Source organism: uncultured Roseobacter sp. (assembly GCF_947488185.1).
Taxonomy (GTDB): domain Bacteria; phylum Pseudomonadota; class Alphaproteobacteria; order Rhodobacterales; family Rhodobacteraceae; genus Roseobacter.
The window spans coordinates 278,015-302,532 of record NZ_CANKYM010000001.1; the positions used below are offsets into that span (position 1 = coordinate 278,015).

Genomic DNA, 24,518 nt, shown 5'->3' on the forward strand with positions numbered 1-24,518 from the left:
AGCTCAGATGGGCAGACCAACGACGAAACGCGCACCTAACGGATCGGAGGTGATATCGGCTTCGGTGGGTCGAATATTTTCGGCCCAGATCACGCCGCCATGAGCTTCCACAATCTGTTTCGAAATAGCCAACCCAAGTCCCGAGTTGTTGCCGAAGTGCTCATCAGGGCGCTGCGAATAAAACCGCTTGAAGATTTTGGCCAATGCCTGGTCAGGAATACCTGGGCCCGTGTCCTCCACCACGATCAGCACCCGGTTTTCTTTTTTGCGCGCCCAGATACGTATTGCGTCTCCGTCTTCGCAAAAAGAAATCGCATTGGTAATCAGGTTGACAAAAACTTGCGCCAAACGCGCTTCCAACCCATGCACAACAATGGGGGCATCCGGTAAATCAGTGATGAAATCGATCCCTCTGGATCGTGCATCTTCCCCCAGATATTGGCCCAGATTGGTCAGAGTGGCGAGCACGTTAAAGGGCTCTTCCTCTTCCTTGACCAGTTCGCTGTCCAAGCGGGAAGCATTCGAGATGTCACTGACCAGACGATCCAGGCGCCGCACATCATGATCGATCACATCGAGCAGCTTTTCGCGCTGATCATCACGTTTTACCATGCGCAGCGTCCCGACCGCAGACCGAAGCGAGGCCAGTGGGTTCTTGATTTCATGAGCGACGTCCGCGGCAAATTGTTCATTGCCGTCGATGCGATTGTAGAGCGCCGAAATCATACCTCGAAGTGCACCGCTCAGCCGGCCAATCTCATCCGGACGCGCCGTAAGGTCCGGGATGCGGATGCGGCCAGGGTTCATTTTCCGCGCATTCTTGTCGCGCCCGAGTTCAGCAGCGGCGGACAAATCCGCCAAAGGGTTGGCAATCGTCGAAGCCAGAACAAGGCTGAGGCCGATAGATACCAGCGCTCCAATGACAAAAATCTGCAAGACGCGTTCGCGTTCCACACGTACAAGGTTGTCGATCTCGCCTGCTGCGGTGACCACGGCAACCGCCCCAATCGCCTGACCACTCTGCAAAATGGGCGTCACCACGGTCAGGAATGTGGCCCCTTCGTCATCCAGTTCATACCGGATTTGGGTACCTTCCTGCAGACTGGTGCCGATCATTGGTTTGATCTTGTCGCTGAGCTCTGTCTGGTCGGTAACTTTGGTTTCAGCGAAGGGCGCAAAAAGCGTCGACCATAGCCAGCTCAGACCATCCATCAGATAGGTTTTTTCGGCGAATCCACCTGCAGCCTGATTTGTTGCCAATTGCCCTTCTATGTTCGCCACCAACAATTGGGATTGGTCGAAAACGAACACCTCAACGCCGTTGCGCAGGTCAAGTTCGTCCAGTGTCGCGGTTACGTCGACCCCATCACCTGTCGCGAGATTAACCGGGGCACCGGCGGGCAATTGCACTTCCAGTGTGTCGGCAATTAATTCCGCTTCCGAGTAGAGCGACGCAGCGCGCTGCTTTGCCAGGCTATCGCGAGAGGAATTGAGGTACAAAATCCCCGATACGAAAACACAAATCGCGATCAGATTGAACGTGATGATCTTTCGCGTGAGTGGTGAGCCACGCAGTGAAAGCCAGCCACGACGCTCGCGGTTCGCGCGCATCTCGTTCTCGGCAGTGCTTTCAGGAGCTACCCAGTCTTCACCCAGAACGACATCGCCGTCCCGTGAAGGAGGAGGGGTCATGTCGCGCACAAAGTTCCTCTCGGCCAAGGCCATCTCTTCGGTTATTCCTCGTTATATCTGTAACCGATACCGTAGAGGGTCTCAATCGCGGAGAATTCGTCATCCGCAGTGCGCATCTTCTTGCGAAGACGTTTGATGTGGCTGTCGATGGTGCGATCATCGACGTAAACTTGGTCGTCATATGCGACATCCATCAACTGGTCACGCGACTTCACAAAACCAGGACGCTGGGCCAAAGCCTGCAGCAGCAGGAATTCGGTTACCGTGAGGGAAACGTCTTTACCCTTCCAGCTTACTGCGTGGCGCAACGGATCCATGCGCAGATCGCCACGTTCCATTACCTTGGTTTCTTCGCTGTCGGCGACAACATCACCGGCAACCGCATCCTGACGGCGCAAGAGCGCGCGAATGCGTTCTACCAGAAGACGTTGAGAAAAAGGCTTCTTCACATAATCATCGGCACCCATACGCAGGCCGAGCACCTCATCGATCTCATCGTCCTTGGAGGTGAGGAAGATCACCGGCATTGCCGTTTTCTGGCGCAGACGCTGCAGCAGATCCATCCCGTCCATGCGCGGCATCTTGATGTCGAGCACGGCCATATCCGGAAGCTTCTTGTTGAACGCGTCAAGTGCCGCCTGCCCGTCATTATACGTTTCGACCTCAAAGCCTTCAGCTTCAAGCGTCATGGACACTGACGTCAGGATATTCCTGTCGTCGTCCACCAATGCAATTTTAGACATTACCCGTTTCCTTGTACTGCTCGTTTATTAGATTTTTTGGGCTATTGACCACTTTTTAGCCCTCCGAATCAATCCTTAAGTGCGAATCAGCACAGCACTCCGCCACATTTTGGCCATAATTTGATTACCAATGGCTAAATTGCCGCACATTTGCGCTTTGCTTTCGACAAGGTCACGACGCCAAAGCAAGCATCAGATGAGCCCTCTGAAACAAAGTTGCACATGGTGGCGCTAACGACATGCAAGCTGCCTGTTCAACGATAAAAACGTCATGTTAAGAGGCACGGGCGCCACTTCCAGGTGCACACAACTAGGAGACGATGGATGACACATGGACGGGTAAACCCGGACTTTACGCTCGAAGATCAAGGGATCAAAGGGGCAGGCACCGTCTATTACAACCTCATCGAACCCGATCTCATTCAACTCGCCCTGGCCCGCGGCGAAGGCAATCTGGGCAAAGGCGGCGCTTTCCTGGTCACCACCGGGAAATTCACTGGACGGTCCCCCAAGGACAAGCACGTCGTGAAAACGGACAGCGTTGCCGATACCATCTGGTGGGAAAACAACGCGGCCATGTCGCCCGACGGGTTCGACGCGCTGCATGCCGACATGCTTACGCACATGCAAGGCAAGGACTACTTCGTCCAGGACCTGACCGGCGGTTCCGATCCGAAACACGCGATCAATGTCCGCATGGTGACGGAACTGGCCTGGCACGGGCTCTTCATCCGCCACATGCTGCGCCGCCCGGACCGCGAAGACCTGGATGATTTCATTGCAGATTTCACGGTCATCAACTGCCCCAGCTTTCAAGCTGACCCGAAGAAGCACAATTGCCGCTCGGAGACAGTAATCGCGATGAACTTCGACAAGAAGCTCATCCTGATCGGCGGTACTGAGTATGCGGGTGAAAACAAGAAATCCGTCTTTACCCTGCTGAACTACCTGCTGCCGGAGAAAGGCGTGATGCCGATGCACTGCTCGGCCAACCATGCCAACGGCAATCCGGTGGATACGGCCGTGTTCTTCGGCCTTTCCGGCACAGGCAAAACCACGCTCTCGGCGGATCCCGCCCGCACGCTCATCGGCGACGACGAACATGGGTGGTCCGATACAGGCACGTTCAATTTTGAAGGAGGCTGTTACGCCAAGACCATCAGCCTGAGCGCGGATGCCGAGCCGGAGATTTATGCCACGACGGAGAAATTCGGCACCGTGATCGAGAACATGATCTATGATGACGAGACCAAGGAGCTGGATTTCGAAGACGACAGCCTGACCGCCAATATGCGCTGCGCCTATCCGCTACATTACATCTCCAATGCGTCTGCCTCGGCCCGCGGTGGGCATCCGAAGAACATCATCATGCTGACCTGCGACGCTTTTGGGGTGCTGCCTCCAATCTCGCGGCTGACGCCCGCGCAGGCAATGTACCATTTCCTGTCGGGCTTCACCTCCAAGGTGGCGGGCACAGAACGGGGCGTCACCGAACCCGAACCCACATTCTCGACCTGTTTCGGCGCGCCCTTCATGCCGCGACGACCGGAGGTCTATGGCAACCTACTGCGGGAAAAGATCGCCACCCACGGGGCGACATGCTGGCTGGTGAACACGGGCTGGACCGGCGGCGCCCATGGCACCGGGTCCCGGATGCCGATCAAGGCAACGCGCGGCCTACTGACAGCGGCGCTGGATGGGTCACTGGCTGATGCAACCTTCCGCAAGGACCCTAATTTCGGGTTTGACGTGCCGGTGGATGTAAAGGGCGTGCCCAGCATCCTGCTCGACCCCCGTCGCACGTGGGATGACGCGGAGAGCTACGACCGACAGGCCGCAAAGCTGGTCAAGATGTTCTCGGACAACTTCGAACAGTATCTGCCGTTCATCGATGATGACGTGAAAGCAGCGGCGATCAGCTGATTGCCGCCAAGTATATGCATGACGTCTGACGCATATCTGTTGCGTCAGGCAGCTTTCTTCTGTGGTTGCGGCACATCGACGACATCGATGACGGGCATTTCCAGAAGATAGCGGGTATCTTCGTTGCTCAGATAGCTGACGAACCCCTCGAAGGGCGTATCTGATCCCTTGCGGTACCATCTCAAGGCGCCAGGTTCGTTGTGCATGTAGCCCATGCGCTCGGCAAACCCCTTGAAGGCCACCGTACGCGCCATGAAACCGAAGATGTAATCGGGGTTCCATCGGCACATCGCCTCATGAATACCGTAGCGCGCAAGCACCGTTGAGAGACCCGTGCCACGATACTGCCCTGTATCACCCATCCAGACTTCGCCATGATAGACCACCTGCCCCTTGATCCGATTGGCACCGGGGCTGGCACGATAGCGCGACCGTTTAAGATCGAGATCAGGGATGGCCGGCGGGAAATCCCGGAACCTTTTGAGCATGTAGCCGCTCAGCGACTGATCTCCCAGATCAATCAACCGGGAGGCTTGCGTATGCATCATCATCCCGTCCACGTCCCGCGCAATCAACCAAAAGGCGTTCTGGTCATTCAGGTCGTGCACGTCAGGATCAAAAGGCGCACCCAGAACCTGCTGCGGACGTTCCGTTTTAAGAAGTGCTCGATACTTGAGGAAATTTGACCCAATCGTGACCGTAATTTGGTTTTGATGCAGGATATCGCGGCTAGTGGCCACGAATTGTGTCCCCGCATTCAAACTTTGAAAAGACATGCCAAAACTCCTTTGCACGAGCATCCTCATGCAAAGGTTAGACTAAATAAGTGCTTAACGCTCGAACTTTGCGTCAGCAGGATCGAAATTTACCATAATATCGGCAGAAGGTCGCACAATCTTGCCATGATCGAGCCCAGATATCTCAATATCGGACGAAGGCTCGACAAGGGAATAAAGCGCTAAGCTGCCGTCAGGGAATCGCCCCCCCAGCATTAGACGTTGATAGTTGACGGGTTTCAGGCCGCCCTCCGCTTCGGAGGGGACCAATGTGTAAACATGGTCCAAACGCAAACTTTGCGTGGTTTGAACCTCGTGAAAGGGCTCATCCAGCATGCGCGCAAAGTCATCGCCACCGGGCATGCGCCCGAGCGATCGACCAACGCTACTGCGGGCCTTTGCCCAACCGAACCATTTAACAAAAAAAGACTCTTCGCCGAATTCGACACAAATCCATCCGGCGATCGTATGACGGTAGACGATGAGGTACGGGCGCACATGTTCCATGAAGGGTGATTCGATATCGCCCCCCGCCATGGCCCAGCTGCGCAGTGTTTCGCGTTGCAGACAGGACGGCGAATCCCAGACACGCCCCAGCGAATGCTGCTGCTGCCAGAAACACCAGCCATCCGGCAGGACTGAACTGAAGAGCTGCAGCCCATGCACATGGCTGACGTTACTGTTCAGCCAGGCATTGCCCCGGGCAAGAATACCAAGCGCTTCCGGCAGCGCACGTTCCCCGGCCTCTGTGAGGCCGTACTGCCGGTCCTCCACATTAAACAGCGCCTCACCCTTCGCTTCCTCGAGCTGCGCAATATGGCGACGCACCGTCTGGCGCGTACTGCCCAATTCTTTCACTGCGTGACTGAGGTTCAATGTCCTGGCGAGCGTCGTGAACGACCGGATCATCTCATGGAGCAAACCATGAGAGTCGGCGGCCTTTTTAACCGCTTCTGACGTATCAGACGGGTCTACGACTCGATTCATGAATCTAATGGTAAATAAATCACCCAGTAATGCAACATTTTTCACCCATCACCTGAACATTTTTAATCAAAAAAAAGAAAAAGGTACTCAGTTGAACGAGTCGCCGATTCCCGCGAAGAGTGAGGACAGTCACAACCAGAGGTGTTAAATAGTTATGTCCCATCCAGTTGATGTTCACGTTGGTCGCAAGTTGAAACAAATCCGCACGATGCGCCGTTTGTCCCAGACAGATGTCGCCCGCGAGTTGGATTTGTCTTTCCAGCAGATCCAGAAATATGAAATCGGATCGAACCGGATTGCTGCCAGCAGACTTTACGAGTTGTCGCGCATCCTTGATGTGCCCACGTCTTACTTCTTCGAAGGCCTTGATACGTCGGCAGAAAAATCTGAGCGTCGCGATCCGAGCCTCGAAATCGTCACGGCACTGGCTGCCATCCGCGACGATACCATCAAGACACGCATCGTGACGTTCATCGAGGACGTTTCCGGTGTGACAGTGGCGCGTCAGGGCTGAGCCCCTGGTGACCGGCGCATCGGTAGACAGTTTCACCTGACTTCCGATGCGCCATATGTATCCCAAGAATCGTTAATGAGTTTGTGACTGATCAGCGCCGCGCCAGCGGCGTTTTTCATGTCTGCCAAGCCTAATTCCCCTCTCGGCAGACTGTTGCACCCGGGCAACGCACCCCGCAAAGGCAGGTACCCGAAGAAACGTCGCGAAACTTTCGACCAAATTGCCGCATCAGTTGGTATTTTTGTTGCGCTGCAACTGCGAAAGACCTACATCACCTTCAACCGATGAAGGATGTTATGATGCCCCATGATGGACAACCCGCACCGACGCACACTCAAGTGATTCTTGACGACCTGCTTGCTCTGACAGCCGCCGCCCTGCCCCCGGTGGACAGCTTGCTTGTCACGGCGACCGCGCGGGTGAAAACACTGGTCACGGATGGCGACCGGGTGTCAGGCGCGTTGATCGAGACCCATCAAACGGCAGCTCACGGATTGGCCTGGATCGCGACATATGCGCAAGCGCTGCGTCAGATGCAAAACTGGGCGGAGAAGCTGGCAGCCGAGGGGAGCTTTGGGGAAACCGAACAGCTGATCCATCAAATCGCCTTTGGCGAATACCTCTGGCAAATCTATGGCGGCATCCAGATGAACCAGGGTGAGATTCTGCGCCTGCAGGACCTTGGTCTCGACCAGTCCGATATGCGGGCGCTGATGGAGCCCGCGATCAAGACACTGACGCAGGGCGGCAACACGCAGGCTGCGCGGACGCGGCTTGTGGAGTTGATGCAGGAGCATTCGGCAAACATCACGACCGGCGCCTCGGGCCTTGAAGAAGAGCTTGAGATGATCCGCGAGCAGTTCCGGCGCTACGCGGTCGAAAAGGTCGAACCCCATGCCCACGACTGGCACCTCAAGGACGAATTGATCCCGCTGGGGGTGATCGAAGAACTGGCGGAAATGGGCGTCTTTGGCCTGACCATCCCTGAAGAATACGGCGGGTTTGGCCTCTCCAAGGCGTCTATGTGTGTTGTCTCCGAAGAGCTGTCACGCAGCTACATCGGCGTCGGCAGCCTCGGCACCCGGTCCGAGATTGCGGCTGAATTGATCATGGCAGGCGGCACCGACGCCCAAAAGGAGAAGTGGCTGCCACGTCTCGCCTCGGCCGAAACGCTGCCCACGGCGGTCTTTACCGAGCCCAACACGGGCTCGGACCTCGGCAGTCTGCGCACCCGTGCGGTCAAGGAGGGCGAGGACTACAAGATCACCGGCAACAAGACGTGGATCACCCACGCGTCGCGTACCCACGTGATGACATTGCTGGCGCGTACCGATCCGGACACGACCAATTACAAAGGCCTGTCGATGTTTTTGGCCGAAAAGACACCCGGTGATGACGCGAACCCTTTCCCGACCGACGGGATGACCGGCGGCGAAATCGAAGTGCTGGGCTATCGCGGCATGAAGGAATACGAGCTGGCGTTTGACGGCTTCCACGTCAAAGGCGAGAACCTGCTGGGTGGTGAAGAAGGCAAGGGGTTCAAGCAACTCATGGAAACCTTCGAATCCGCGCGCATCCAGACCGCTGCGCGGGCAATCGGCGTGGCGCAATCGGCGCTCGACATCTCCATGCAATACAGCCTCGATCGTAAACAGTTCGGCAAGGCGCTGATCAACTTCCCGCGCGTCTCATCCAAACTGGCGATGATGGCGGTCGAGATCATGATTGCGCGGCAGTTGACCTATTTCTCTGCCTTCGAAAAGGACCAGGGGCGGCGCTGCGATGTAGAAGCCGGGATGGCCAAGCTGCTGGGCGCCCGTGTTGCCTGGGCTGCGGCGGACAACGGCCTGCAAATCCACGGCGGCAATGGTTTTGCACTGGAGTACAAGATCAGCCGCGTGCTCTGCGACGCCCGCATTCTGAACATCTTCGAAGGGGCGGCAGAAATTCAGGCGCAGGTGATCGCGCGGCGCCTGCTCGGCTGACGGCAAACGCGGCACTCCAGACAAAAACGCGCATATTGGCGCGCACGAAATACCGTTGGCACGCGGTTAACTGCGGTTTACCGCGTGCGACCGTCTTCGCACTTGCAGCATGACATGCCGCTGCGTATGGCTAGACCATGGCAGCAAAGCGACTCACCCGCCAATCGTGGATCGACGCCGGGCTTGATGCTCTGGTGGCGACGGGCCCTGCCGCTCTCGCGGCGGAGCCCCTTGCCCGTACGCTCGGATCGACCAAAGGTTCGTTCTACTGGCATTTCAAGGATGTGCCCGCGCTGCATGACGCGGTTCTAAAAGACTGGCAATCGCGCGCGCTGTCCGACATCGCAACCGCTCTGTCCGAGAATGGTGCGGCGGAGCAACGATTGCGCACCTTCGGCAAACGGTTGTTGCGGGACAGGCAGGATCCTGCTTTTCGCGGATGGGCGCAGACGTCTCCGTCGGTCGCAGCCGTCGTGTCGGACGTGGATGCCGAGCGCCTGACCTATATGGCCAGCCTTCTGGCTCACCTCGGCGTGGGAAACCCGGAGTTTGCCCAAAGCTGTCTGGCCGCGCTCATCGGATTGCCGCAACTGCAGGGCAAAACCAAACCCGCCAAGGCGTATGACACGATGATCGATCTGGTGCTTGCTCTGAAATGACCCGAGCCTGTCGTGGTGTTCTGACGTGCATCGTGCTTGCGCTAGCGCTAAGCGCCTGCCGCCGCGATGAAACCGTCACCGCCTATGGCGCCGCCGATAAAACCTGGCGCCTGATCGAGATAGACGGTAAGACCGTTCCTTACGATGCAAACCTGCGCTTTCCGGAAGCTGGCCAGATTGCCGGTGACGCCCCCTGCAACAGCTATTCGGGTGCGATGACGGTGCCCTACCCCTGGTTCGATGCGCAAGAGATCGTGGCAACGCAACTCGCCTGCCCGGACATCGACGCCGAGACAGCTTATCTGGCAGCGCTCAGCGAGATGACACTCTCCGAAGTGCTGGGGGATACGCTAATCCTGTCCACCGCCGAGGGGCGCAAGATGGTCTTCAAAGCCGACGGGTGAAGGCGTCAACAAACCGGGCGCGTGCTTCCGGCAAGGGCTTATTGCCGAGATCGTGCGCCAGATGAGCGCTCAGAAAATGCCCGGTGGTAACAAACGCCTGTGCGATCTCGGCATCGCCCGCCACACCAGCGCCGCGTAACACATCCGGCAGAGGCAGGAGCCTATCCACCCAATCCCCTGCCGCGCCGCGGGACACCGCGCGCCCGGATTTGGGCGAGACATACGCCAGATCGTCGGTCTGCCCGGTAACGGCGCAGGCCTCCAGCTCCAATGCATAGCCCATTTCCTCCAGCAGGCTGACCTCCCACCGCAAATAGGCCAGCGGCCAGACATCGGTCGCGTCAAGCAAGTCCAGTAACTGTTCGGACTGCAGGTAAAGTCGTTTATGCGGCTCCCGCTCTGGCAGGCAGAATGCGAGAAGCGCCGTCACCGCATTCAGGCCCGCCAAGGCCAGACGATCACTCAGCGCTGCGGCGGCCCGGCTGCGCACCGGCTCCACCTGAAAACTGCCGATATGATCTTCGAGCCGCGCGCGCCAGGTCACGTCGAGCTGCGCGCCCGGCTGCAGGATGGGCGCGATCTTGCGGCTTGTGCCGCCCCGCACGACACCGGCGTGTCGCCCATGCTCAGGCGTGAAAACTTCAATGATCGCAGAGGTTTCGCCGTGACGTCGGGTGCTCAGCAAAATCCCTTCGTCACGCCACTCCATCAGTCCAGCCCCGGCTGGTCGAGCAGGTGGCGCCCCTGCCGATCCTCCACCTCGATCACCCAGATGTCCGGGTCATAGCCTTGCTGCCGCGTGATACTGGCATCAACATCCGCCTCCGCCCCCTGCTCCAGAATGGCCCAGGTGCGCGTGTCGTCCATCAGATTGTAGCTGCGCTGGTAGACGGTGGCCTGCCCGTCGAGCCGATTCAGTTTCACCAGGATGCTGCCCGCCGTATCATCGCCATGGCTTACGATGAAGGCCGGGATGTCTTGCCCGCGCAATCGGGTCAGATAGGCGTCGATCCAGAAGCGCGCGGTCAGCCGGGCCATGATGCTGTCACCCCTGTCTGACGGATCAAAACCGGATTGCCGGAGTGGGCCAGGACAACTGGGTCAGCTGTTGCCATCTTTGAACTCAAGCCCCATCTCGGAATACCTTTCCGCCTCGTCCAGCCAGTTTGGCCGCACCTTGACCTGCAAGAAGAGATGAACCCGGCGGCCCAGGAACTCTTCCAACTCTTCCCGGGCGGCCTTTGACACGGCCTTGATCGTCTCGCCCTTATTGCCCAGGACGATCCCTTTGTGGCCATCGCGAACAACGTAAATCAACTGATCAATCCTGGCGGATCCATCCTTGCGCTCTTCCCAGCCTTCCGTCTCCACCGTCAGCTGATAGGGCAATTCCTGATGCAGGCGCAGCGTCAGTTTCTCACGTGTCATCTCTGCCGCGATCATGCGCATTGGCAGGTCGGCGATCTGGTCTTCTGGGTAGAGCCACGGGCCTTCCGGCAATTCAGCTGCCAGCCACTGCCGTAGCGCATCCACGCCATGTCCCCGTTCCGCAGAAATCATGAAGGTTTCGATAAAGGGGTAGCGGTCGTTCAAATCCTTGGAGAGGCCAAGCAACACTTCGGCCTGCACCCGGTCGATCTTGTTGATGGCCAGCGCGACCTTGCGCCCCTGCCCGATATCGGCGAGGCCGTCCAGAATGCGTTCCACCCCCTCCGTCACGCCGCGCTGCGCCTCGACCAGCAGCACCACGACATCGGCATCCGCCGCACCGCCCCAGGCCGCCGCCACCATGGCCCGGTCCAACCGGCGACGCGGTTGGAAAAGCCCCGGTGTGTCGACAAAAACAATCTGCGCATCGCCTTCCATCGCCACGCCACGAATGCGCGCGCGGGTGGTCTGGACCTTATGGGTCACGATCGACACCTTGGCCCCGACCATACGGTTGAGCAGGGTGGATTTGCCCGCATTGGGCTCGCCGATCAGCGCCACAAATCCTGCACGGGTGCTCATTGGACCTTCTCCAGTTTTGCAAGCAGGTTACCAGCCGCCGCCTGCTCCGCCTGCCGCTTCGATCCGGCCGTCGCCTGCTCACTCTCGCCGGTTTCTAGCGCGGCGGCGATGGTGAAGACCGGGGCGTGATCCGGCCCCGAACGACTCACTTCGGTATATGACGGTGGCGGCAGGCCGCGCGCCTGCGCCCATTCCTGAAGCGCGGTCTTGGCGTCGCGCGCATCGTCCTCGACATCATGCACCCGGTCCCCCCAAAGCGTCAGGATCAAAGCCTTGGCCACGTCGAAGCCGGCATCAAGATAGACCGCCGCAATCACCGCTTCGATCCCATCGCCCAACAGCGCCTGCTTGCGCCGCCCGCCCGACAGCATTTCTGACCGGCCAAGGCGCAAGACGGCACCAAGATCGATCTGGCGTGCCACATCCGCACAGGTCTCTTTTCGAACAAGCGCGTTGAAGCGGGGGGCAAGTTGGCCTTCGGTTGCTCCTTTGTCCAGAGCAAGAAGCGCCTCGGACATCACAAGCCCAAGCACCCTGTCGCCCAGGAATTCCAGGCGTTGATTGTCATCCCGGTTGGCCGAAGACATCGAGGCATGGGTCACCGCCTGCGCCAGCAGTTCAGGCCGTGAAAACTTATGGCCCAGACGGTCCTGGAAAGACCTCAGTTCAGCCGAGAGTTTCACTCGACCGCCTTGAAGAAACGGTCGCCGCGCCACGTCCAGAAGAACAGCATCGACCGCCCACCGGAGGAAAACATGATCCGATCTGCCCGTCCGATCAGGTTTTCAAAGGGCACGAAACCGACGCCCTGCACCTGTTGCGCCAGACGGCTGTCGGCAGAGTTGTCGCGATTATCCCCCATGAAAAAGTAATGCTTTTCCGGAACACGGTATACGCCCGTGCGATCAGAGCTTTGCAACCCGATGTCCAGAACGAGATGCTGTGTTCCGCCCGGCAGTGTCTCTATCGCCCGCGCTTTCTGGCAAACACCACCATCTCCCACAGGACCGTTCGAGCATCTGGGACGGCGGCCTTCCGGTCCCTGCGGTTCCATGATTTCTTCGAAGATGCCGGCAGGCTCCTGCGGCGCGGCCGTTCCATTGATGTAGACGACACTATCACGCATCTGGATGCTGTCACCGGGCATGCCGATCAGCCGTTTAATGTAGTCACGCCCGGATACTGGGTGGCGAAAGACGACAACGTCACCACGCTCAGGCTCGCCACCGAACAGCCTTTTGTTGTCCCCGTCGAACACCCCGCAGATGTCCCTCGCATCAATGTTCACACCAAAGCGCGGCATGATCAGACTGGGGCAGGACGCGTAGGAATAGCCATAAGCCATCTTGTTCACGAAGAGGAAGTCACCAACCAGCAAGGTTTCCTTCATGGAGCCGGACGGAATCCAGAATGGTTGGAAAAACAGGGTGCGGAAGACACCGGCAATCAGCAGCGCATAGACAATCGTCTTGATCGTCTCGACAAAGGCATTCTGCTTCTTTTCTTCTTTGGCGGCCATCGGGCGCTCCCACTCATTGGTTTGCGCCTAAATGCGGGTGCGACGGGGGCAAGTCAACCCGAGCGCACGCAACGTTCGGTGAGCCCCAGCAGGAGTTATCGGAAAACGGGTATCTGAGGTCATTTTCCAGGGATCGGCAGAGCTTCGATAACCACGAAGGCCTGTGCCCAGGGGTGGTCGTCGGTGAGGGTGACGTGGATCACCGCCTCATGCCCTTCCGGTGTCATTGCGGCGAGCTTTTCCTTGGCCCAGCCGGTCACATGCATGATCGGCTGGCCGCTGCGCAGGTTGCTGACCGACATGTCTTTCCACGAAATCCCCATGGCCAGCCCGGTGCCAAGTGCCTTGGAGCACGCTTCCTTGGCGGCCCAACGTTTGGCGTAGGTGCCCGCGGTATCCTTGCGCCGCTCCGCCTTGCGCTGCTCTGTCTCAGTGAAGACGCGATTGCGGAAGCGATCACCAAACCGGTCCAGCGTGCCCTGAATACGCTCAATATTTGCGAGATCTGTGCCGATGCCGAGGATCATTGCAAGCGCGCTGTCAGGATCTTGAAGCTGGCAAAGCCGAAAAACCCGGCAAAGGCGAGGTCGAACCAGCGCTGCGCACGGGCATAGGCGCGGACGACCTTGGCAGAGGAAAACAGCAAAGCATAACCGATGAAAATCAGGATGGAGCCGGCGTACAGCAAAGCGAAGTAGCCAAAGAGCATCGCCGGTGTGGCATCCGGGGGGGCGACGATTGCGTAGATCGAGCCCCAGCTGAGAATGGCCTTAGGATTGGTGATGTGGATGGCCGCACCTTTCATGAAGAGCGTGCGTCCGCTGCCTGAGAAAGGCGTGCCCATCGCGGCACCTTGCGGAGAGGCTGCCCGTCGCAGCGCCTTGAGCGCAAGCCAACCGAGGTAGAGCGCACCCGCATAGCGGATCATCTCGAAGATCCACGCGTTGGCGAGCATGATCGCCGAAAGCCCCAGCGCCGCGGCAATGCCCCAACTGGCGGAACCTGCAAGGATGCCCAGCGCGAAGGCCAGCGCTGACGTGCGCCCGGCGGACATGGCCGTCCCAGCGATGCCCATGGTCGCTGGCCCGGGTGAGCCGCCCGCGAGCAACCAGGCGACCCAGATCGCGGCGAACTGCACGGTGATCATGCGCGTGCCTCATCCATCAGGCGCCGCATTTCCTTGATCGCCGGTTCCAGTCCCAGAAAGATGCTCTCACCGATGAGGAAGTGGCCGATGTTGAGCTCGCGCACTTCCGGGAAAGCGGCGACGGGCATCACGGTATCGTAGGTGAGGCCGTGGCCTGCGTGCACCTCCAGGCCTAGCGAATGGCCAAATGTCGCCATCTCGCGCAGCGCCTCAAGTTCGTCATGATGAGTGTCGAGTTCCCCATCCGCATAGGCGTCGCAATATGCACCCGTATGTAACTCGATGACCTCCGCGCCGATGCGGTGGGCCGCTTCGATCTGGCGGCGGTCGGCGGCGATGAAAATCGACACACGGCACCCGGCATCCCGCAGGGGTGCGATGAAATGCGCCAGCCGGTTTTCGTCGCGCGCGACGTCAAGACCACCTTCGGTGGTACGTTCCTCGCGCTTTTCCGGCACGATGCAAACCGCGTGGGGTTTGTGACGCAGGGCGATCTTTTGCATCTCATCCGTTGCAGCCATCTCGAAGTTCAAAGGCACATGCAGCACCTCCATCAACCCTTCGATATCAGTGTCGGAAATATGGCGGCGGTCTTCGCGCAGATGCGCCGTGATCCCGTCCGCCCCCGCCTCTTCGGCAATGCGTGCCGCCCGCAGCGGATCGGGATAGGCCCCGCCGCGTGCATTGCGCACTGTTGCCACGTGATCAATGTTTACGCCGAGGCGCAGTTTTTCGGTATTGGCCATTAGACAGCCCCCATTTAGTCCCCGGTTGGATGTTCCGCTTTGCGTTTGACGTCTGCTTTTGCAGCAGCTTTGGCCTTGAGGGCATCGAACTTGTTTTTGATCATACCTTTGCGGCGCTTCTGGTAAACCCGAATAAGCGGCACGGAGAGATAGTAGCACAGGGAGGCAAAGAAGATGCCGGGCAGCACGCCGCCGACCAGATAGGGAAAGAAAATCTCGTCATAGAATACCGACAGACGCGTCCAATCGGCACGGGCATCGGTAAAGATTGCAAGAAAGTTATCTTTGAGATCCGCCGCAGCATCCGCAAACTTGCCCACGAAAGAGCGATGAATACGTTCATCCATATGATCGCCCAGCAGCCAGTGGCCGGTGGAGAGGGCTGTCACACCGATCGGTACATAAGTCAGCGGATTGCCAAAAAACGTCCCCATTAGCGAGGCCAGCACATTGCCGCGCATGACAAAGGCGAGGCCAGCCGCAATGAAGAAATGGAAGCCATAAAACGGCGTGAAGGCGGCAAAGACACCCGCCCAGATACCGCGCGCAATGCGCTCGGGGCTGTCGGGCAGACGACGCATCCGGTGTTTGACGTAGTGAAACGCACGCGCCCAGCCGCCACGCGGCCACAGCAACTCGACCAGGGCTCGGGGCCAGCTTTTGGGGTCGCGGCGTTTGAAAACCAACGGATGGGGTCCTTTTCCAGTTTTTCCCGGGCGTCTGCCCGCGCATGACACCCCGAAATTGTGACCTACAAATGGCCGGGTCGCGGCATCAGGCAGGTGTTTCTGCTGCCCCTTGTGCCATGTTGCGCAAACGCGAAATCTCAGCCACGTCGCCTTCAGCTTCCAGTGTCAGCATCAACGAATGCAAATGTGACACGTCTCTGAGCTCCACATAAATCAGAAGACGGTAAAAGTCAGGTTTCCTATCGATAAATTGCAAATCTGAAATATTCGCCCGGGTCTCTCCGATCAAGGTGCAGATGCGCCCAAGCGTGCCCGCATCATTGTTGAGCGTTACGTCAAGCGTCGCACCATATATCGCAGAATGCGGGCCTTCATGCCAGCGCAGGTCGATCCAGCGATCCAATTGGTCTTCATACGCGCTCAGCCGGTCGCAATCGATTGCATGCACAACCACGCCGCGTCCCTTGAAGGTGATGCCGACGATACGCTCCCCCGGCAGCGGCTGGCAGCAAAACGCGCGCTCAAACGACTGGCCGCGCGCCAGCCCCACAACAGCCCGGCGCGCATCGACCTTGTCGCCGGTTTTCGGTGTCAGGTCAGGGTAGACCGCCTGCACCACTTCACGCCCGGTGATCTCGGCGCTGCCGAGACGGGCCAGCAGATCGTCACGCCCGTCAAAACGCATGTGGCGCGCCGCCGTCGACAAGGCCTTGTCGGTGGCCTTGCGGCCTACGTGTTCAAAGGCGGATCGTGCCAGTTCGCGGCCCAGTTTCACAAAGCGCGCGCGGTCCTCGTCGCGCAGCGCGCGGCGGATGGCGGAACGTGCCTTGCCGGTTGTGGCAATATCGAGCCACGTGGCTTGCGGGCTTTGCCCTTCGGCGGTGATCACCTCCACGCTTTGGCCATTCTTCAGACGGGTCCAGAGCGGCACGCGCATATGGTCGACCTTGGCGCCCACGCAGGCGGTGCCGATCCGGGTGTGGATGGCAAAGGCGAAATCGATGGGCGTTGCGCCGCGCGGCAGCTTCACGACCTCCCCCTTGGGCGTGAAGCAGAAGACCTGGTCGGAATACATCTCCAGCTTGACCGCCTCGAGGAAATCCTCGTGGTCTTCCTCGGCATCGAACTGTTCGGTTAGCGTGGTGATCCACTTGGCCGGATCCACGGCAAAGGGGTTTTTCGACCGCACCCCATCGCGGTAGGACCAGTGCGCCGCCACGCCGGTTTCGGCGACGTCATGCATCTGGCCCGTTCTGATCTGCACTTCCACCCGCTTGCCGTCGCGCCCCGAAACAGTGGTGTGGATCGAACGGTAGCCGTTTGATTTCGGTTGGCTGATGTAGTCCTTGAACCGGCCCGGCACGGCGCGCCAGCGCTGGTGGATCGCCCCCAGCGCGCGGTAACAATCCTCTTCACTCTCGGTAATGATGCGAAACCCGTAGATGTCGGAGAGGCGCGAGAAGGTTTGTTCCTTCTCCTGCATCTTGCGCCAGATGGAGTAGGGTTTCTTGGCGCGACCAAAAACCTCCGCCTCCACGCCGGCCTTATCCAGCTCTAGCCGCATGTCGCCGGTGATCCGCTGGATCACATCGCCGGTTTCGCGCTGCAGGTTGATAAAACGGCGGATGATGCTGGCGCGGCCTTCCGGGTTCAGAACACGGAACGCAAGGTCTTCGAGTTCCTCCCGCATCCATTGCATGCCCATGCGCCCGGCAAGCGGCGCAAAGATATCCATAGTCTCACGTGCCTTTTGCGCCTGCTTCTCGGGACGCATCGCCTTGATCGTGCGCATGTTGTGCAACCGATCCGACAGTTTGACCAGAATGACCCGCAAGTCCTTGGACATGGCCATGAAAAGCTTGCGGAAATTCTCCGCCTGCTTGGTCTCGGTCGAATTGAGCTGCAGATTGGTCAGCTTGGTCACGCCATCCACGAGCCCGGCGACTTCCGCGCCGAACCGCCGGGTGACCTCCAGATACGAGGCCTGGGTGTCTTCGATGGTATCATGCAGCAGCGCGGTGATGATCGTCGCATCATCCAACTGCTGCTCGGTGAGAATCGCGGCCACGGCCACCGGATGCGTGAAGTAGGGCTCGCCGGAATGGCGGGTCTGGCCCTCATGCATCTCGCGGCCATAATCATAGGCCGCGCGGATCAGTGCTTCGTTTGTCTTTGGATTATATTTGCTGACAAGGCTGACCAGATCGTCGGCTGTGATGTCCATCTGGTCGGTCGTCGTGATCATCCGTCAGCCTCTGGGCCGGGGCCTGGCTGGTGTCAGCTCTGGCCCTGCGCTGCCATCAGCTGCCGCAACAGCATCTCTTCGGACATACTGTCTTCCTCGGGCTTGTCCTGCTCGGCACCCATGAGAAGCGCCATGGCGTCCTCTTCAGGCTCATCAACCTCGATCTGGTTCTGGTTGCTCTCGATCAGACGCTCGCGCAGCTCGTCCGCGCTTTGCGTTTCATCGGCGATCTCACGCAGTGACACGACCGGATTTTTGTCATTGTCGCGGTTCACAGTGATTGCAGCACCGGAGGAGATCTCACGCGCGCGATGTGCGGCAAGCATCACCAGTTCGAACCGGTTGGGAACTTTATCGACGCAATCTTCAACGGTGACGCGGGCCATGGAACACTCCATAAATCGGGGATTTGTCAGAAGTGCAGTATTTAGGCCCCTTTCAGCGGATTTACAAGCGCCTATTGCAGCTCTCTGGCCCTGTCCGTCAGAGCGCAACAACCTCCTGTTTCAAGGCCTCCGGCAAGGCCGCGAGCATATCCGTCACGCTCAGTCCAAGCGTCGGATGCTCCCAATCGGGCGCCACATCCGCTAAGGGCACCAACACAAAGGCGCGCTCCTGCACCCGCGGATGAGGGAGAATCAGCAGATCGGGGGCGCGTGCCATCTGTTCGCTGAGCGGCAATGCGCGCCAAATCGCGTGCGTTTCTGCATCCGGCAACACAATATCGCCAAAACCGATCAAGTCGAGGTCGAGCGTACGATCCCCCCACCGCGTCTTGCGGGTGCGCCCCATCTGAGCCTCAATGTCGTGCAGCAGCTTGATCACCGCTTGCGGCGGATGATCGGTTTCAATGCAAACGGCGGCGTTGATATAGTCAGCCCCGCTGCCCGGCGGGAAGGCTGGCGTCTGGTAAAGCGGGCTCCGGGAGCGAATCACTTCGAAGTATTTCGCAAGTGCAGCAATCCCCTTTTCCACAACCTCTGCGGGGGTTCCTTCTTCCGACGAGCGGTTTGACCCGAGGGCAACCAACGCAATTGTTCGGTTTTGTGGCAGTTTTTCGCCGGATTCAGGTAAGAGTGTCTCTTGCGGCAAGATAAAAAAACCTTATTTTTGAACTGATCGGTTCGCCAAATAATTAATCATATTGTTTCGTGAGCACCAGCGGCCGGCCCCATCGGAAGGACCAAAAATGTTTTACAAGGACGAACGGCTCGCGCTGTTCATCGACGGATCGAATCTCTACGCGGCGGCCAAGTCTCTGGGTTTTGACATCGACTACAAACTGCTGCGTCAGGAATTCATGCGTCGGGGCAAGCTGCTGCGTGCGTTCTACTACACGGCCCTTCTGGAGAACGACGAGTATTCGCCTATTCGCCCTCTGGTTGACTGGCTGAACTACAACGGCTTCACTATGGTCACGAAGCCTGCGAAGGAATACACCGACAGCATGGGCCGCCGTAAGGTCAAAGGAAATATGGACATCGAGCTTGCGGTGGACGCGATGGAGCTGGCGCCACGGGTTGATCATATTGTGCTTTTTTCCGGTGACGGCGATTTTCGACCGCTGGTCGAAAGCCTGCAACGCTCAGGAGTTCGCGTATCGGTAGTATCGACCATCCGCAGCCAGCCACCAATGATTTCGGACGATCTGCGCCGTCAGGCTGACAACTTCATCGAACTCGATGAGCTGAAGGATGTCATCGGACGACCACCGCGCGACATGCCGGACGCTGCGAACGGCTGATCTCTCCCCGGTGGCAGGTCGCTCTGGACGCTACCGGATCAAAGCCTTACCTCTGGTGCAGTGACATGAGACGCATTTTATGCGGTGACCGGAGCGTACCTATGAGCAAGCCTCCTCTGACCCTTTACCTTGCCGCCCCGCGCGGCTTTTGCGCTGGCGTTGATCGCGCCATCAAGATTGTCGAGATGGCCTTGGAGAAATGGGGTGCGCCGGTCTACGTGCGCCATGAAATCGTGCACAACAAATTTGTCGTCGACGGCTTGCGCGACAAGGGGGCGGTGTTCGTCGAGGAACTCGAAGAATGCCCCGATGACCGCCCCGTGATCTTCTCGGCGCATGGCGTCCCCAAGGCGGTGCCTGCCGCCGCCGCCGCGCGCGAGATGATCTATGTGGATGCCACCTGCCCTCTGGTCAGCAAGGTGCATATCGAAGCACAGCGGCATTCAGACAACGGCCTGCAGATGATCATGATCGGCCACGCGGGCCACCCTGAGACCGTGGGCACCATGGGGCAGCTGCCGGAAGGCGAGGTGCTGCTGGTCGAGACACCACAGGATGTGGCCACGGTCGCGGTGCGCGACCCCGAACGGCTGGCCTATGTGACGCAAACGACACTGAGCGTGGACGACACGGCAGAGGTCGTTGCCGCCCTGCAGGCGCGGTTCCCCGCCATTGTCGGCCCGCATAAAGAAGACATCTGCTATGCCACCACCAACCGGCAGGAGGCTGTGAAAGCCATGGCGCCAAAATGCGACGCCATGCTGGTGGTGGGCGCGCCGAACTCCTCGAACTCCAAGCGGCTGGTCGAGGTTGGCGCGCGGGCGGGCTGCCAATATGCCCAGCTGGTGCAGCGCTCGTCGGATATCGACTGGCGCGCACTGGAAGGCATCCGCAGCATTGGCATCACCGCTGGCGCCTCGGCGCCGGAGGTGCTGATCAACGAGGTGATGGATGCGTTCTCCGAACACTACGATGTGACCCGTAAAATCGTGGAGACCGCAGTGGAGAATGTCGAATTCAAAGTCCCCCGGGTATTGAGGGTACCCGCATGATTTCGCTGCAATTTCTTCTGACCACCATCGTCGTTGTGCTCGCGCCGGGCACCGGCGTCATCTATACACTGGCTCTGGGTCTGGGCCAGGGGCGTATGGCGGCCTTTTGGGCCTCCGTGGGCTGCACCTTCGGGATCGTACCGCATCTGGCTGCCGCCACATTGGGGCTCGCGGCAGTGCTGCACACCTCCGCCGTCTTGTTCACAATCGTGAAATTCGCAGGCGTCGCCTATCTTCTCTATCTCGCCTGGCAATCGCTACGCTCGGGCGGCGCACTGGCGATCTCGACGGACCGCAAGGTGGAGAACGGCTGGCGCATCGCCCGGCGGGGCGCGCTGCTCAACATCCTGAACCCCAAACTGTCGATCTTCTTCCTCGCATTGCTGCCGCCTTTCCTGTCGGGCAGTCCGGCAACTGCCACGCTGGAGATGACCGTACTGGGCGGGATTTTCATGGCGCTAACCTTCGCGGTCTTCCTGCTCTACGGGCTCTTTGCCGCGCAGGCGCGCGCATGGTTGCTGGGCTCTGAGGCGGTGATGCGCTGGCTCAACCGCTCGTTTGCCGCGATCTTTGCCGCCCTTGCAGGCCGCCTCGCGCTGGAACGGGCGTGAGTGACCTCACGCTTTATGGCCACAGACCCTCTGTCTATACCCGCGTAGCCCGGCTGGTGCTGGCCGAAAAAGGGCTGAACTATGACTATCGCGAGGTCGACCCTTTTGATCCGGACGCCAAGGCAGAGCAGCGCACGCCACATCCTTTTACCCGTGTCCCCCTGCTGGAGCATGATGGCTTTAAGGTCTACGAAACAGTCGCGATCGCGCGTTATCTTGACGCGGCTTTTCCGACACCGCCGCTGACCCCTGACGCCCCGCGCGCCGTGGCGCGGATGGCGCAGGTTATCTCTGTCGTCGATGCCTATGGCTACTGGCCGCTGGTCCGGCAGGTGTTCAGCCAAGGCGTCTTCCGGCCCGCGGATGGGCTTGAGACCGACAAGACCGAATTCGCAGCGGGTCTTGCGGCGGCTGAGGGCGTGCTCGAGGCGCTAGAGACCGTTGCACTCGAAGGGTACATACTGACCGGGGATGCGCCCACGCTTGCCGATTGCCATCTGGCTCCGATGATCGCAGCCTTTGCCGCAGCGCCAGAGGGTCGAGCGGCGCTGTCCCGGCGCCCCGTCCTGTCGAAATGGTGGTCCAAGTGGGCCACCCGCTCCAGTATGCGCCAAACCGATGCGGGCTTTGACGCGGCGCACCCAGAGTCTTGACCTCACTGGTTCACATGTCACAAAACAGCCTATGGCCCGTATCCCCACCGCCCCCCTGATCCTCGGCCTCGCCGGGCTTATCCCTTTTGTCTGGGGCGCGGTCACGATGCTGAATGGCACCCTGACAAGCTGGGGTGCTGACGCCTTGGGGCCACGGTTCATTGGGCCCTACATTCAGCTTTTCTACGGCTCTGTGATCCTCAGCTTCATGTCCGGCGTGCTTTGGGGCTTCGCCACCAAAACGACAGGCGGGCGGGCCGCTACAGGCTACGCGCTATCCGTCATTCCCGCCCTCTGGGCCTTTTTCATGACCGGCGGCGGGCCGACCACGGCCGGTTTGAACCTCATCTTCGGGTTTCTGGGGCTGCTGATGCTTGATTTCGCCTTCTGGCAATGGGGGCTGGCACCGCGCTGGTGGATGTCGCTGCGCCTCCTTCTGACGGCCATCGTCGTGCTGTGTCTAAGCGTTGGAGTATTCCTGTGAGTGATGATGAGACCCTGAAAGTCTATGCGAACCGGGCACAAGACTATGCCAAGCGCTTTACCGGCGCCAGCAAGCAGAATGCCCACCTGATGGCATTCATCGCAGCCCTGCCCGCAGGCGGTCATGCGCTCGATCTGGGCTGTGGGCCGGGCCATGCGGCGGCCAGGATGGCGAATGCCGGGCTGCGTGTAACCGCACTGGACCCGGTGCCCGAGATGGTCGAACTGGCCGCGACCCATATGGGCGTCGAGGCACAGATCGCTAGTTTCGATGACATCGCGGGGACCGACATCTACGACGGCATCTGGGCCAATTTTTGCCTGCTGCACGCGCCACGCGAGGCCATGCCCCGCCACCTGACCGCCCTGGCACGGGCGCTCAAACCCGGCGGGCGGTTCCACATCGGCATGAAGACCGGAACAGGATCCAAACGGGATCCCATCGGGCGGCTTTACACCTACTACACGGATGCGGAGTTGAGCGGGCTTCTGGAAGACGCGGGGCTGACCGTCACGGAACGCACCACAGGTCGGGAGAAGGGCCTTGACGGGGTTCCGGCAGACTGGATATGCCTCGCCGCTCATGGCTGAGCTTTTTGCATATACCGACGGTGCCTGTTCCGGCAATCCGGGTCCTGGCGGCTGGGGGGCGCTGCTGCGCGCGATGGACGGCGATACCGTCGTAAAGGAACGCGAGTTGAAGGGGGGCGAGCCGGATACCACGAACAACCGCATGGAACTGCTGGCCGCGATCAACGCGCTGGAGAGCCTGTCGCGGCGCAGCAAGATCACCATCGTGACCGACAGCAACTACGTCAAAAACGGGATCACCGGCTGGATCCACGGCTGGAAAAAGAATGGCTGGAAGAATGCCGCCAAAAAGCCCGTAGCCAATGCCGAGCTCTGGCAACGGCTGGACGCGGCGAATGCCCGCCACGACGTGACGTGGGAGTGGGTGAAGGGGCATGCAGGCCACCCCGAGAATGAACGGGCGGATGAATTGGCACAGGCGGGCATGGCCCCCTTCAAACCAAAATGACCCTGATCAGCTTTCTGGACTACGCTTCCGTCTTCATCTTTGCGCTTACCGGCGCGCTGGTGGCCTCGCGCCAGCAACTCGACATCGTGGGCTTTGCCTTTGTCGCCTGCCTCACTGCGGTGGGCGGCGGCACGGTGCGCGATGTGCTGCTGGACCGCAACCCGATCTTCTGGATCGCCCAGCCCGCCTATATCGGCGTGGCCTGTGCGGCGGCCCTGCTGGTGTTTCTGACCGCGCACCTCTTTGAAAGCCGCCTGAAGACGCTGATCTGGCTCGACAGTTTTGCCTTGGCCGTCGCGGTGCCTGCGGGCACGGGGGTGGCGCTGGCGCTGGGGCAGCCGCTTCTGGTGGTGGTGCTGATGGGTACGATCACGGGCTGCATGGGCGGGCTCCTGCGGGATGTGGTGCTCGACGATGTCCCGCTGGTGCTGAAACAGGGCGAACTCTACGTGACAGCAGCCTTTGCCGGCGCCACCGTCGCCGCTTTCACCCAGCCCTATTTCCCTGACGCGCTGGTGCCTTTGGTGTCCTGCGCAGCCGTCACCTGGGCACTGCGCGCAGGGTCGCTCGCATTTGGCTGGCGCCTCCCCGTCTACAAAAGTCGTCCCCCCCGGTCCTGAGGGGAAAGAACCCAGGTTGGACGATTTGTTTCCTCGGCCTGGGACCCTTCGCCGGTCGCAAGGCGATGCCTCCGCAAGGCAGCGCACCGGAACCCTTCGAAACACGTGTGCCTTCGCGGATTAATCTCACCCTCAACGTGTCCGAGCCGATCAGTCCGGTCGACAGCGCAAGGCCCATTTGGGTCACTGCATGCAAAGAGCACTCACAAAGCGCCGAGCAATGTCAGGAAACTCAGGAGCACGCATGCGGCAAACACCCGTAGGACTGTGCGTTGAC

29 protein-coding genes are annotated in these 24,518 nt (G+C 59.6%); 13 read left to right on the plus strand and 16 right to left on the minus strand.

Going from position 1 to position 24,518, the window contains the following annotated elements; all coding sequences use genetic code 11:
- Nucleotides 1-3: 3 nt before the first annotated feature.
- The gene (locus tag Q1A52_RS01585; protein WP_300009970.1) at nucleotides 4-1,725 is read right to left on the minus strand and encodes a sensor histidine kinase; all 1,722 of its coding nucleotides are present in this window, start codon (nucleotides 1,723-1,725) and stop codon (nucleotides 4-6) included.
- An 8-nt stretch (nucleotides 1,726-1,733) separates the two neighbouring features.
- Nucleotides 1,734-2,435, minus strand: a complete 702-nt coding sequence (locus tag Q1A52_RS01590; RefSeq protein WP_195819692.1) for a response regulator transcription factor — start codon at nucleotides 2,433-2,435, stop codon at nucleotides 1,734-1,736.
- A 324-nt stretch (nucleotides 2,436-2,759) separates the two neighbouring features.
- On the opposite strand from Q1A52_RS01590, the gene Q1A52_RS01595 reads away from it, so the two are divergent.
- Nucleotides 2,760-4,358: a phosphoenolpyruvate carboxykinase gene (locus Q1A52_RS01595; RefSeq protein WP_300009973.1), complete on the plus strand. Its 1,599-nt coding sequence runs from the start codon at nucleotides 2,760-2,762 to the stop codon at nucleotides 4,356-4,358.
- A gap of 44 nt (nucleotides 4,359-4,402) precedes the next feature.
- Here Q1A52_RS01595 and Q1A52_RS01600 read toward each other — a convergent pair whose 3' ends face one another.
- Both Q1A52_RS01600 and Q1A52_RS01605 read right to left on the minus strand, forming a co-directional pair.
- Nucleotides 4,403-5,134, minus strand: coding sequence for a hypothetical protein (locus Q1A52_RS01600; RefSeq protein ID WP_299780951.1), 732 nt, complete (start codon nucleotides 5,132-5,134; stop codon nucleotides 4,403-4,405).
- A 54-nt stretch (nucleotides 5,135-5,188) separates the two neighbouring features.
- Nucleotides 5,189-6,166, minus strand: a complete 978-nt coding sequence (locus tag Q1A52_RS01605) for a LysR family transcriptional regulator (protein ID WP_299829143.1) — start codon at nucleotides 6,164-6,166, stop codon at nucleotides 5,189-5,191.
- 109 nt (nucleotides 6,167-6,275) lie between these two features.
- Between Q1A52_RS01605 and Q1A52_RS01610 the strand changes: the two genes are divergently transcribed.
- From Q1A52_RS01610 to Q1A52_RS01625, 4 genes are all read left to right on the plus strand, one after another.
- Nucleotides 6,276-6,635: a helix-turn-helix transcriptional regulator gene (locus Q1A52_RS01610; protein WP_195819689.1), complete on the plus strand. Its 360-nt coding sequence runs from the start codon at nucleotides 6,276-6,278 to the stop codon at nucleotides 6,633-6,635.
- Between the two features lie 299 nt (nucleotides 6,636-6,934).
- Nucleotides 6,935-8,620 (plus strand): acyl-CoA dehydrogenase family protein, encoded by a 1,686-nt coding sequence (locus Q1A52_RS01615; RefSeq protein ID WP_300012108.1) that lies wholly within the window; start codon nucleotides 6,935-6,937, stop codon nucleotides 8,618-8,620.
- 137 nt (nucleotides 8,621-8,757) lie between these two features.
- Nucleotides 8,758-9,279, plus strand: coding sequence for a TetR/AcrR family transcriptional regulator (locus Q1A52_RS01620; protein WP_195819687.1), 522 nt, complete (start codon nucleotides 8,758-8,760; stop codon nucleotides 9,277-9,279).
- Nucleotides 9,276-9,683: an META domain-containing protein gene (locus Q1A52_RS01625; protein WP_300009976.1), complete on the plus strand. Its 408-nt coding sequence runs from the start codon at nucleotides 9,276-9,278 to the stop codon at nucleotides 9,681-9,683. The genes Q1A52_RS01620 and Q1A52_RS01625 overlap by 4 nt, the downstream gene beginning before the upstream one ends.
- On the opposite strand, the gene recO is transcribed toward Q1A52_RS01625, so the two are convergent.
- From recO to folK, 12 genes are all read right to left on the minus strand, one after another.
- Entirely contained in the window at nucleotides 9,667-10,392 is a 726-nt protein-coding gene (gene recO, locus Q1A52_RS01630; RefSeq protein ID WP_300009979.1) for a DNA repair protein RecO, read from the minus strand. The genes Q1A52_RS01625 and recO overlap by 17 nt on opposite strands.
- Entirely contained in the window at nucleotides 10,392-10,721 is a 330-nt protein-coding gene (locus Q1A52_RS01635) for a DUF1491 family protein (protein WP_300009982.1), read from the minus strand. The genes recO and Q1A52_RS01635 overlap by 1 nt, the downstream gene beginning before the upstream one ends.
- A 63-nt stretch (nucleotides 10,722-10,784) precedes the next feature.
- Nucleotides 10,785-11,693 (minus strand): GTPase Era, encoded by a 909-nt coding sequence (gene era / locus Q1A52_RS01640; protein ID WP_300009985.1) that lies wholly within the window; start codon nucleotides 11,691-11,693, stop codon nucleotides 10,785-10,787.
- Nucleotides 11,690-12,376 carry a ribonuclease III gene (rnc, locus tag Q1A52_RS01645; RefSeq protein WP_300009988.1) on the minus strand — a complete coding sequence of 229 codons (687 nt, stop codon included), beginning with the start codon at nucleotides 12,374-12,376 and terminating at the stop codon, nucleotides 11,690-11,692. Before rnc ends, era begins: the two co-directional genes overlap by 4 nt.
- Nucleotides 12,373-13,212, minus strand: a complete 840-nt coding sequence (gene lepB, locus Q1A52_RS01650; RefSeq protein ID WP_299780932.1) for a signal peptidase I — start codon at nucleotides 13,210-13,212, stop codon at nucleotides 12,373-12,375. The genes rnc and lepB overlap by 4 nt, the downstream gene beginning before the upstream one ends.
- A 119-nt stretch (nucleotides 13,213-13,331) precedes the next feature.
- Nucleotides 13,332-13,739, minus strand: a complete 408-nt coding sequence (gene acpS, locus Q1A52_RS01655) for a holo-ACP synthase (RefSeq protein ID WP_299780930.1) — start codon at nucleotides 13,737-13,739, stop codon at nucleotides 13,332-13,334.
- On the minus strand, nucleotides 13,736-14,359 hold the full coding sequence (locus Q1A52_RS01660) for a LysE family transporter (RefSeq protein WP_300009991.1): 624 nt from the start codon (nucleotides 14,357-14,359) through the stop codon (nucleotides 13,736-13,738). The genes acpS and Q1A52_RS01660 overlap by 4 nt, the downstream gene beginning before the upstream one ends.
- Nucleotides 14,356-15,105 carry a pyridoxine 5'-phosphate synthase gene (locus Q1A52_RS01665; RefSeq protein WP_299780926.1) on the minus strand — a complete coding sequence of 250 codons (750 nt, stop codon included), beginning with the start codon at nucleotides 15,103-15,105 and terminating at the stop codon, nucleotides 14,356-14,358. The genes Q1A52_RS01660 and Q1A52_RS01665 overlap by 4 nt, the downstream gene beginning before the upstream one ends.
- 14 nt (nucleotides 15,106-15,119) lie before the next feature.
- Nucleotides 15,120-15,791 (minus strand): DUF2062 domain-containing protein, encoded by a 672-nt coding sequence (locus Q1A52_RS01670; RefSeq protein ID WP_299780924.1) that lies wholly within the window; start codon nucleotides 15,789-15,791, stop codon nucleotides 15,120-15,122.
- 88 nt (nucleotides 15,792-15,879) lie between these two features.
- Nucleotides 15,880-18,039 (minus strand): bifunctional (p)ppGpp synthetase/guanosine-3',5'-bis(diphosphate) 3'-pyrophosphohydrolase, encoded by a 2,160-nt coding sequence (locus Q1A52_RS01675; RefSeq protein ID WP_300009995.1) that lies wholly within the window; start codon nucleotides 18,037-18,039, stop codon nucleotides 15,880-15,882.
- A gap of 32 nt (nucleotides 18,040-18,071) precedes the next feature.
- Nucleotides 18,072-18,425: a DNA-directed RNA polymerase subunit omega gene (gene rpoZ / locus Q1A52_RS01680; protein WP_195819676.1), complete on the minus strand. Its 354-nt coding sequence runs from the start codon at nucleotides 18,423-18,425 to the stop codon at nucleotides 18,072-18,074.
- A 97-nt stretch (nucleotides 18,426-18,522) separates the two neighbouring features.
- Nucleotides 18,523-19,131: a 2-amino-4-hydroxy-6-hydroxymethyldihydropteridine diphosphokinase gene (gene folK, locus Q1A52_RS01685; protein ID WP_367277974.1), complete on the minus strand. Its 609-nt coding sequence runs from the start codon at nucleotides 19,129-19,131 to the stop codon at nucleotides 18,523-18,525.
- Nucleotides 19,132-19,228: 97 nt separating this feature from the next.
- On the opposite strand from folK, the gene Q1A52_RS01690 reads away from it, so the two are divergent.
- The 8 genes from Q1A52_RS01690 to Q1A52_RS01725 all read left to right on the plus strand — a co-directional run bounded on the left by Q1A52_RS01690 (nucleotide 19,229) and on the right by Q1A52_RS01725 (nucleotide 24,241).
- The gene (locus tag Q1A52_RS01690) at nucleotides 19,229-19,783 is read left to right on the plus strand and encodes an NYN domain-containing protein (protein ID WP_300009998.1); all 555 of its coding nucleotides are present in this window, start codon (nucleotides 19,229-19,231) and stop codon (nucleotides 19,781-19,783) included.
- Between the two features lie 101 nt (nucleotides 19,784-19,884).
- The gene (gene ispH / locus Q1A52_RS01695) at nucleotides 19,885-20,835 is read left to right on the plus strand and encodes a 4-hydroxy-3-methylbut-2-enyl diphosphate reductase (protein ID WP_300010001.1); all 951 of its coding nucleotides are present in this window, start codon (nucleotides 19,885-19,887) and stop codon (nucleotides 20,833-20,835) included.
- A complete protein-coding gene (locus tag Q1A52_RS01700) occupies nucleotides 20,832-21,446 on the plus strand; it encodes a LysE family translocator (RefSeq protein WP_300010004.1) in 615 nt (204 codons plus the stop codon). Before ispH ends, Q1A52_RS01700 begins: the two co-directional genes overlap by 4 nt.
- Nucleotides 21,443-22,099 carry a glutathione S-transferase family protein gene (locus Q1A52_RS01705; protein WP_300010007.1) on the plus strand — a complete coding sequence of 219 codons (657 nt, stop codon included), beginning with the start codon at nucleotides 21,443-21,445 and terminating at the stop codon, nucleotides 22,097-22,099. Before Q1A52_RS01700 ends, Q1A52_RS01705 begins: the two co-directional genes overlap by 4 nt.
- Nucleotides 22,100-22,130: 31 nt before the next feature.
- Complete coding sequence (locus Q1A52_RS01710; protein WP_300010009.1) at nucleotides 22,131-22,583, plus strand: DUF3429 domain-containing protein; 453 nt, start codon at nucleotides 22,131-22,133, stop codon at nucleotides 22,581-22,583.
- On the plus strand, nucleotides 22,580-23,173 hold the full coding sequence (locus tag Q1A52_RS01715; RefSeq protein ID WP_300010011.1) for a bifunctional 2-polyprenyl-6-hydroxyphenol methylase/3-demethylubiquinol 3-O-methyltransferase UbiG: 594 nt from the start codon (nucleotides 22,580-22,582) through the stop codon (nucleotides 23,171-23,173). The genes Q1A52_RS01710 and Q1A52_RS01715 overlap by 4 nt, the downstream gene beginning before the upstream one ends.
- Entirely contained in the window at nucleotides 23,166-23,621 is a 456-nt protein-coding gene (gene rnhA, locus Q1A52_RS01720) for a ribonuclease HI (RefSeq protein ID WP_300010013.1), read from the plus strand. Before Q1A52_RS01715 ends, rnhA begins: the two co-directional genes overlap by 8 nt.
- On the plus strand, nucleotides 23,618-24,241 hold the full coding sequence (locus Q1A52_RS01725; RefSeq protein ID WP_300010015.1) for a trimeric intracellular cation channel family protein: 624 nt from the start codon (nucleotides 23,618-23,620) through the stop codon (nucleotides 24,239-24,241). The genes rnhA and Q1A52_RS01725 overlap by 4 nt, the downstream gene beginning before the upstream one ends.
- Nucleotides 24,242-24,518: the final 277 nt, after the last annotated feature.

Bases quoted from the DNA above. Each gene is read 5' to 3' on its own strand.
- Q1A52_RS01585 (WP_300009970.1), bottom strand. From the start codon at position 1,725: ATGGCCTTGGCCGAGAGGAACTTTGTGCGCGACATGACCCCTCCTCCT.
- Q1A52_RS01590 (WP_195819692.1), bottom strand. From the start codon at position 2,435: ATGTCTAAAATTGCATTGGTGGACGACGACAGGAATATCCTGACGTCA.
- Q1A52_RS01595 (WP_300009973.1), top strand. From the start codon at position 2,760: ATGACACATGGACGGGTAAACCCGGACTTTACGCTCGAAGATCAAGGG.
- Q1A52_RS01600 (WP_299780951.1), bottom strand. From the start codon at position 5,134: ATGTCTTTTCAAAGTTTGAATGCGGGGACACAATTCGTGGCCACTAGC.
- Q1A52_RS01610 (WP_195819689.1), top strand. From the start codon at position 6,276: ATGTCCCATCCAGTTGATGTTCACGTTGGTCGCAAGTTGAAACAAATC.
- Q1A52_RS01615 (WP_300012108.1), top strand. From the start codon at position 6,935: ATGCCCCATGATGGACAACCCGCACCGACGCACACTCAAGTGATTCTT.
- Q1A52_RS01620 (WP_195819687.1), top strand. From the start codon at position 8,758: ATGGCAGCAAAGCGACTCACCCGCCAATCGTGGATCGACGCCGGGCTT.
- Q1A52_RS01625 (WP_300009976.1), top strand. From the start codon at position 9,276: ATGACCCGAGCCTGTCGTGGTGTTCTGACGTGCATCGTGCTTGCGCTA.
- recO (WP_300009979.1), bottom strand. From the start codon at position 10,392: ATGGAGTGGCGTGACGAAGGGATTTTGCTGAGCACCCGACGTCACGGC.
- Q1A52_RS01635 (WP_300009982.1), bottom strand. From the start codon at position 10,721: ATGGCCCGGCTGACCGCGCGCTTCTGGATCGACGCCTATCTGACCCGA.
- era (WP_300009985.1), bottom strand. From the start codon at position 11,693: ATGAGCACCCGTGCAGGATTTGTGGCGCTGATCGGCGAGCCCAATGCG.
- lepB (WP_299780932.1), bottom strand. From the start codon at position 13,212: ATGGCCGCCAAAGAAGAAAAGAAGCAGAATGCCTTTGTCGAGACGATC.
- acpS (WP_299780930.1), bottom strand. From the start codon at position 13,739: ATGATCCTCGGCATCGGCACAGATCTCGCAAATATTGAGCGTATTCAG.
- Q1A52_RS01660 (WP_300009991.1), bottom strand. From the start codon at position 14,359: ATGATCACCGTGCAGTTCGCCGCGATCTGGGTCGCCTGGTTGCTCGCG.
- Q1A52_RS01665 (WP_299780926.1), bottom strand. From the start codon at position 15,105: ATGGCCAATACCGAAAAACTGCGCCTCGGCGTAAACATTGATCACGTG.
- Q1A52_RS01675 (WP_300009995.1), bottom strand. From the start codon at position 18,039: ATGATCACGACGACCGACCAGATGGACATCACAGCCGACGATCTGGTC.
- rpoZ (WP_195819676.1), bottom strand. From the start codon at position 18,425: ATGGCCCGCGTCACCGTTGAAGATTGCGTCGATAAAGTTCCCAACCGG.
- Q1A52_RS01690 (WP_300009998.1), top strand. From the start codon at position 19,229: ATGTTTTACAAGGACGAACGGCTCGCGCTGTTCATCGACGGATCGAAT.
- ispH (WP_300010001.1), top strand. From the start codon at position 19,885: ATGAGCAAGCCTCCTCTGACCCTTTACCTTGCCGCCCCGCGCGGCTTT.
- Q1A52_RS01700 (WP_300010004.1), top strand. From the start codon at position 20,832: ATGATTTCGCTGCAATTTCTTCTGACCACCATCGTCGTTGTGCTCGCG.
- Q1A52_RS01710 (WP_300010009.1), top strand. From the start codon at position 22,131: ATGGCCCGTATCCCCACCGCCCCCCTGATCCTCGGCCTCGCCGGGCTT.
- rnhA (WP_300010013.1), top strand. From the start codon at position 23,166: ATGGCTGAGCTTTTTGCATATACCGACGGTGCCTGTTCCGGCAATCCG.
- Q1A52_RS01725 (WP_300010015.1), top strand. From the start codon at position 23,618: ATGACCCTGATCAGCTTTCTGGACTACGCTTCCGTCTTCATCTTTGCG.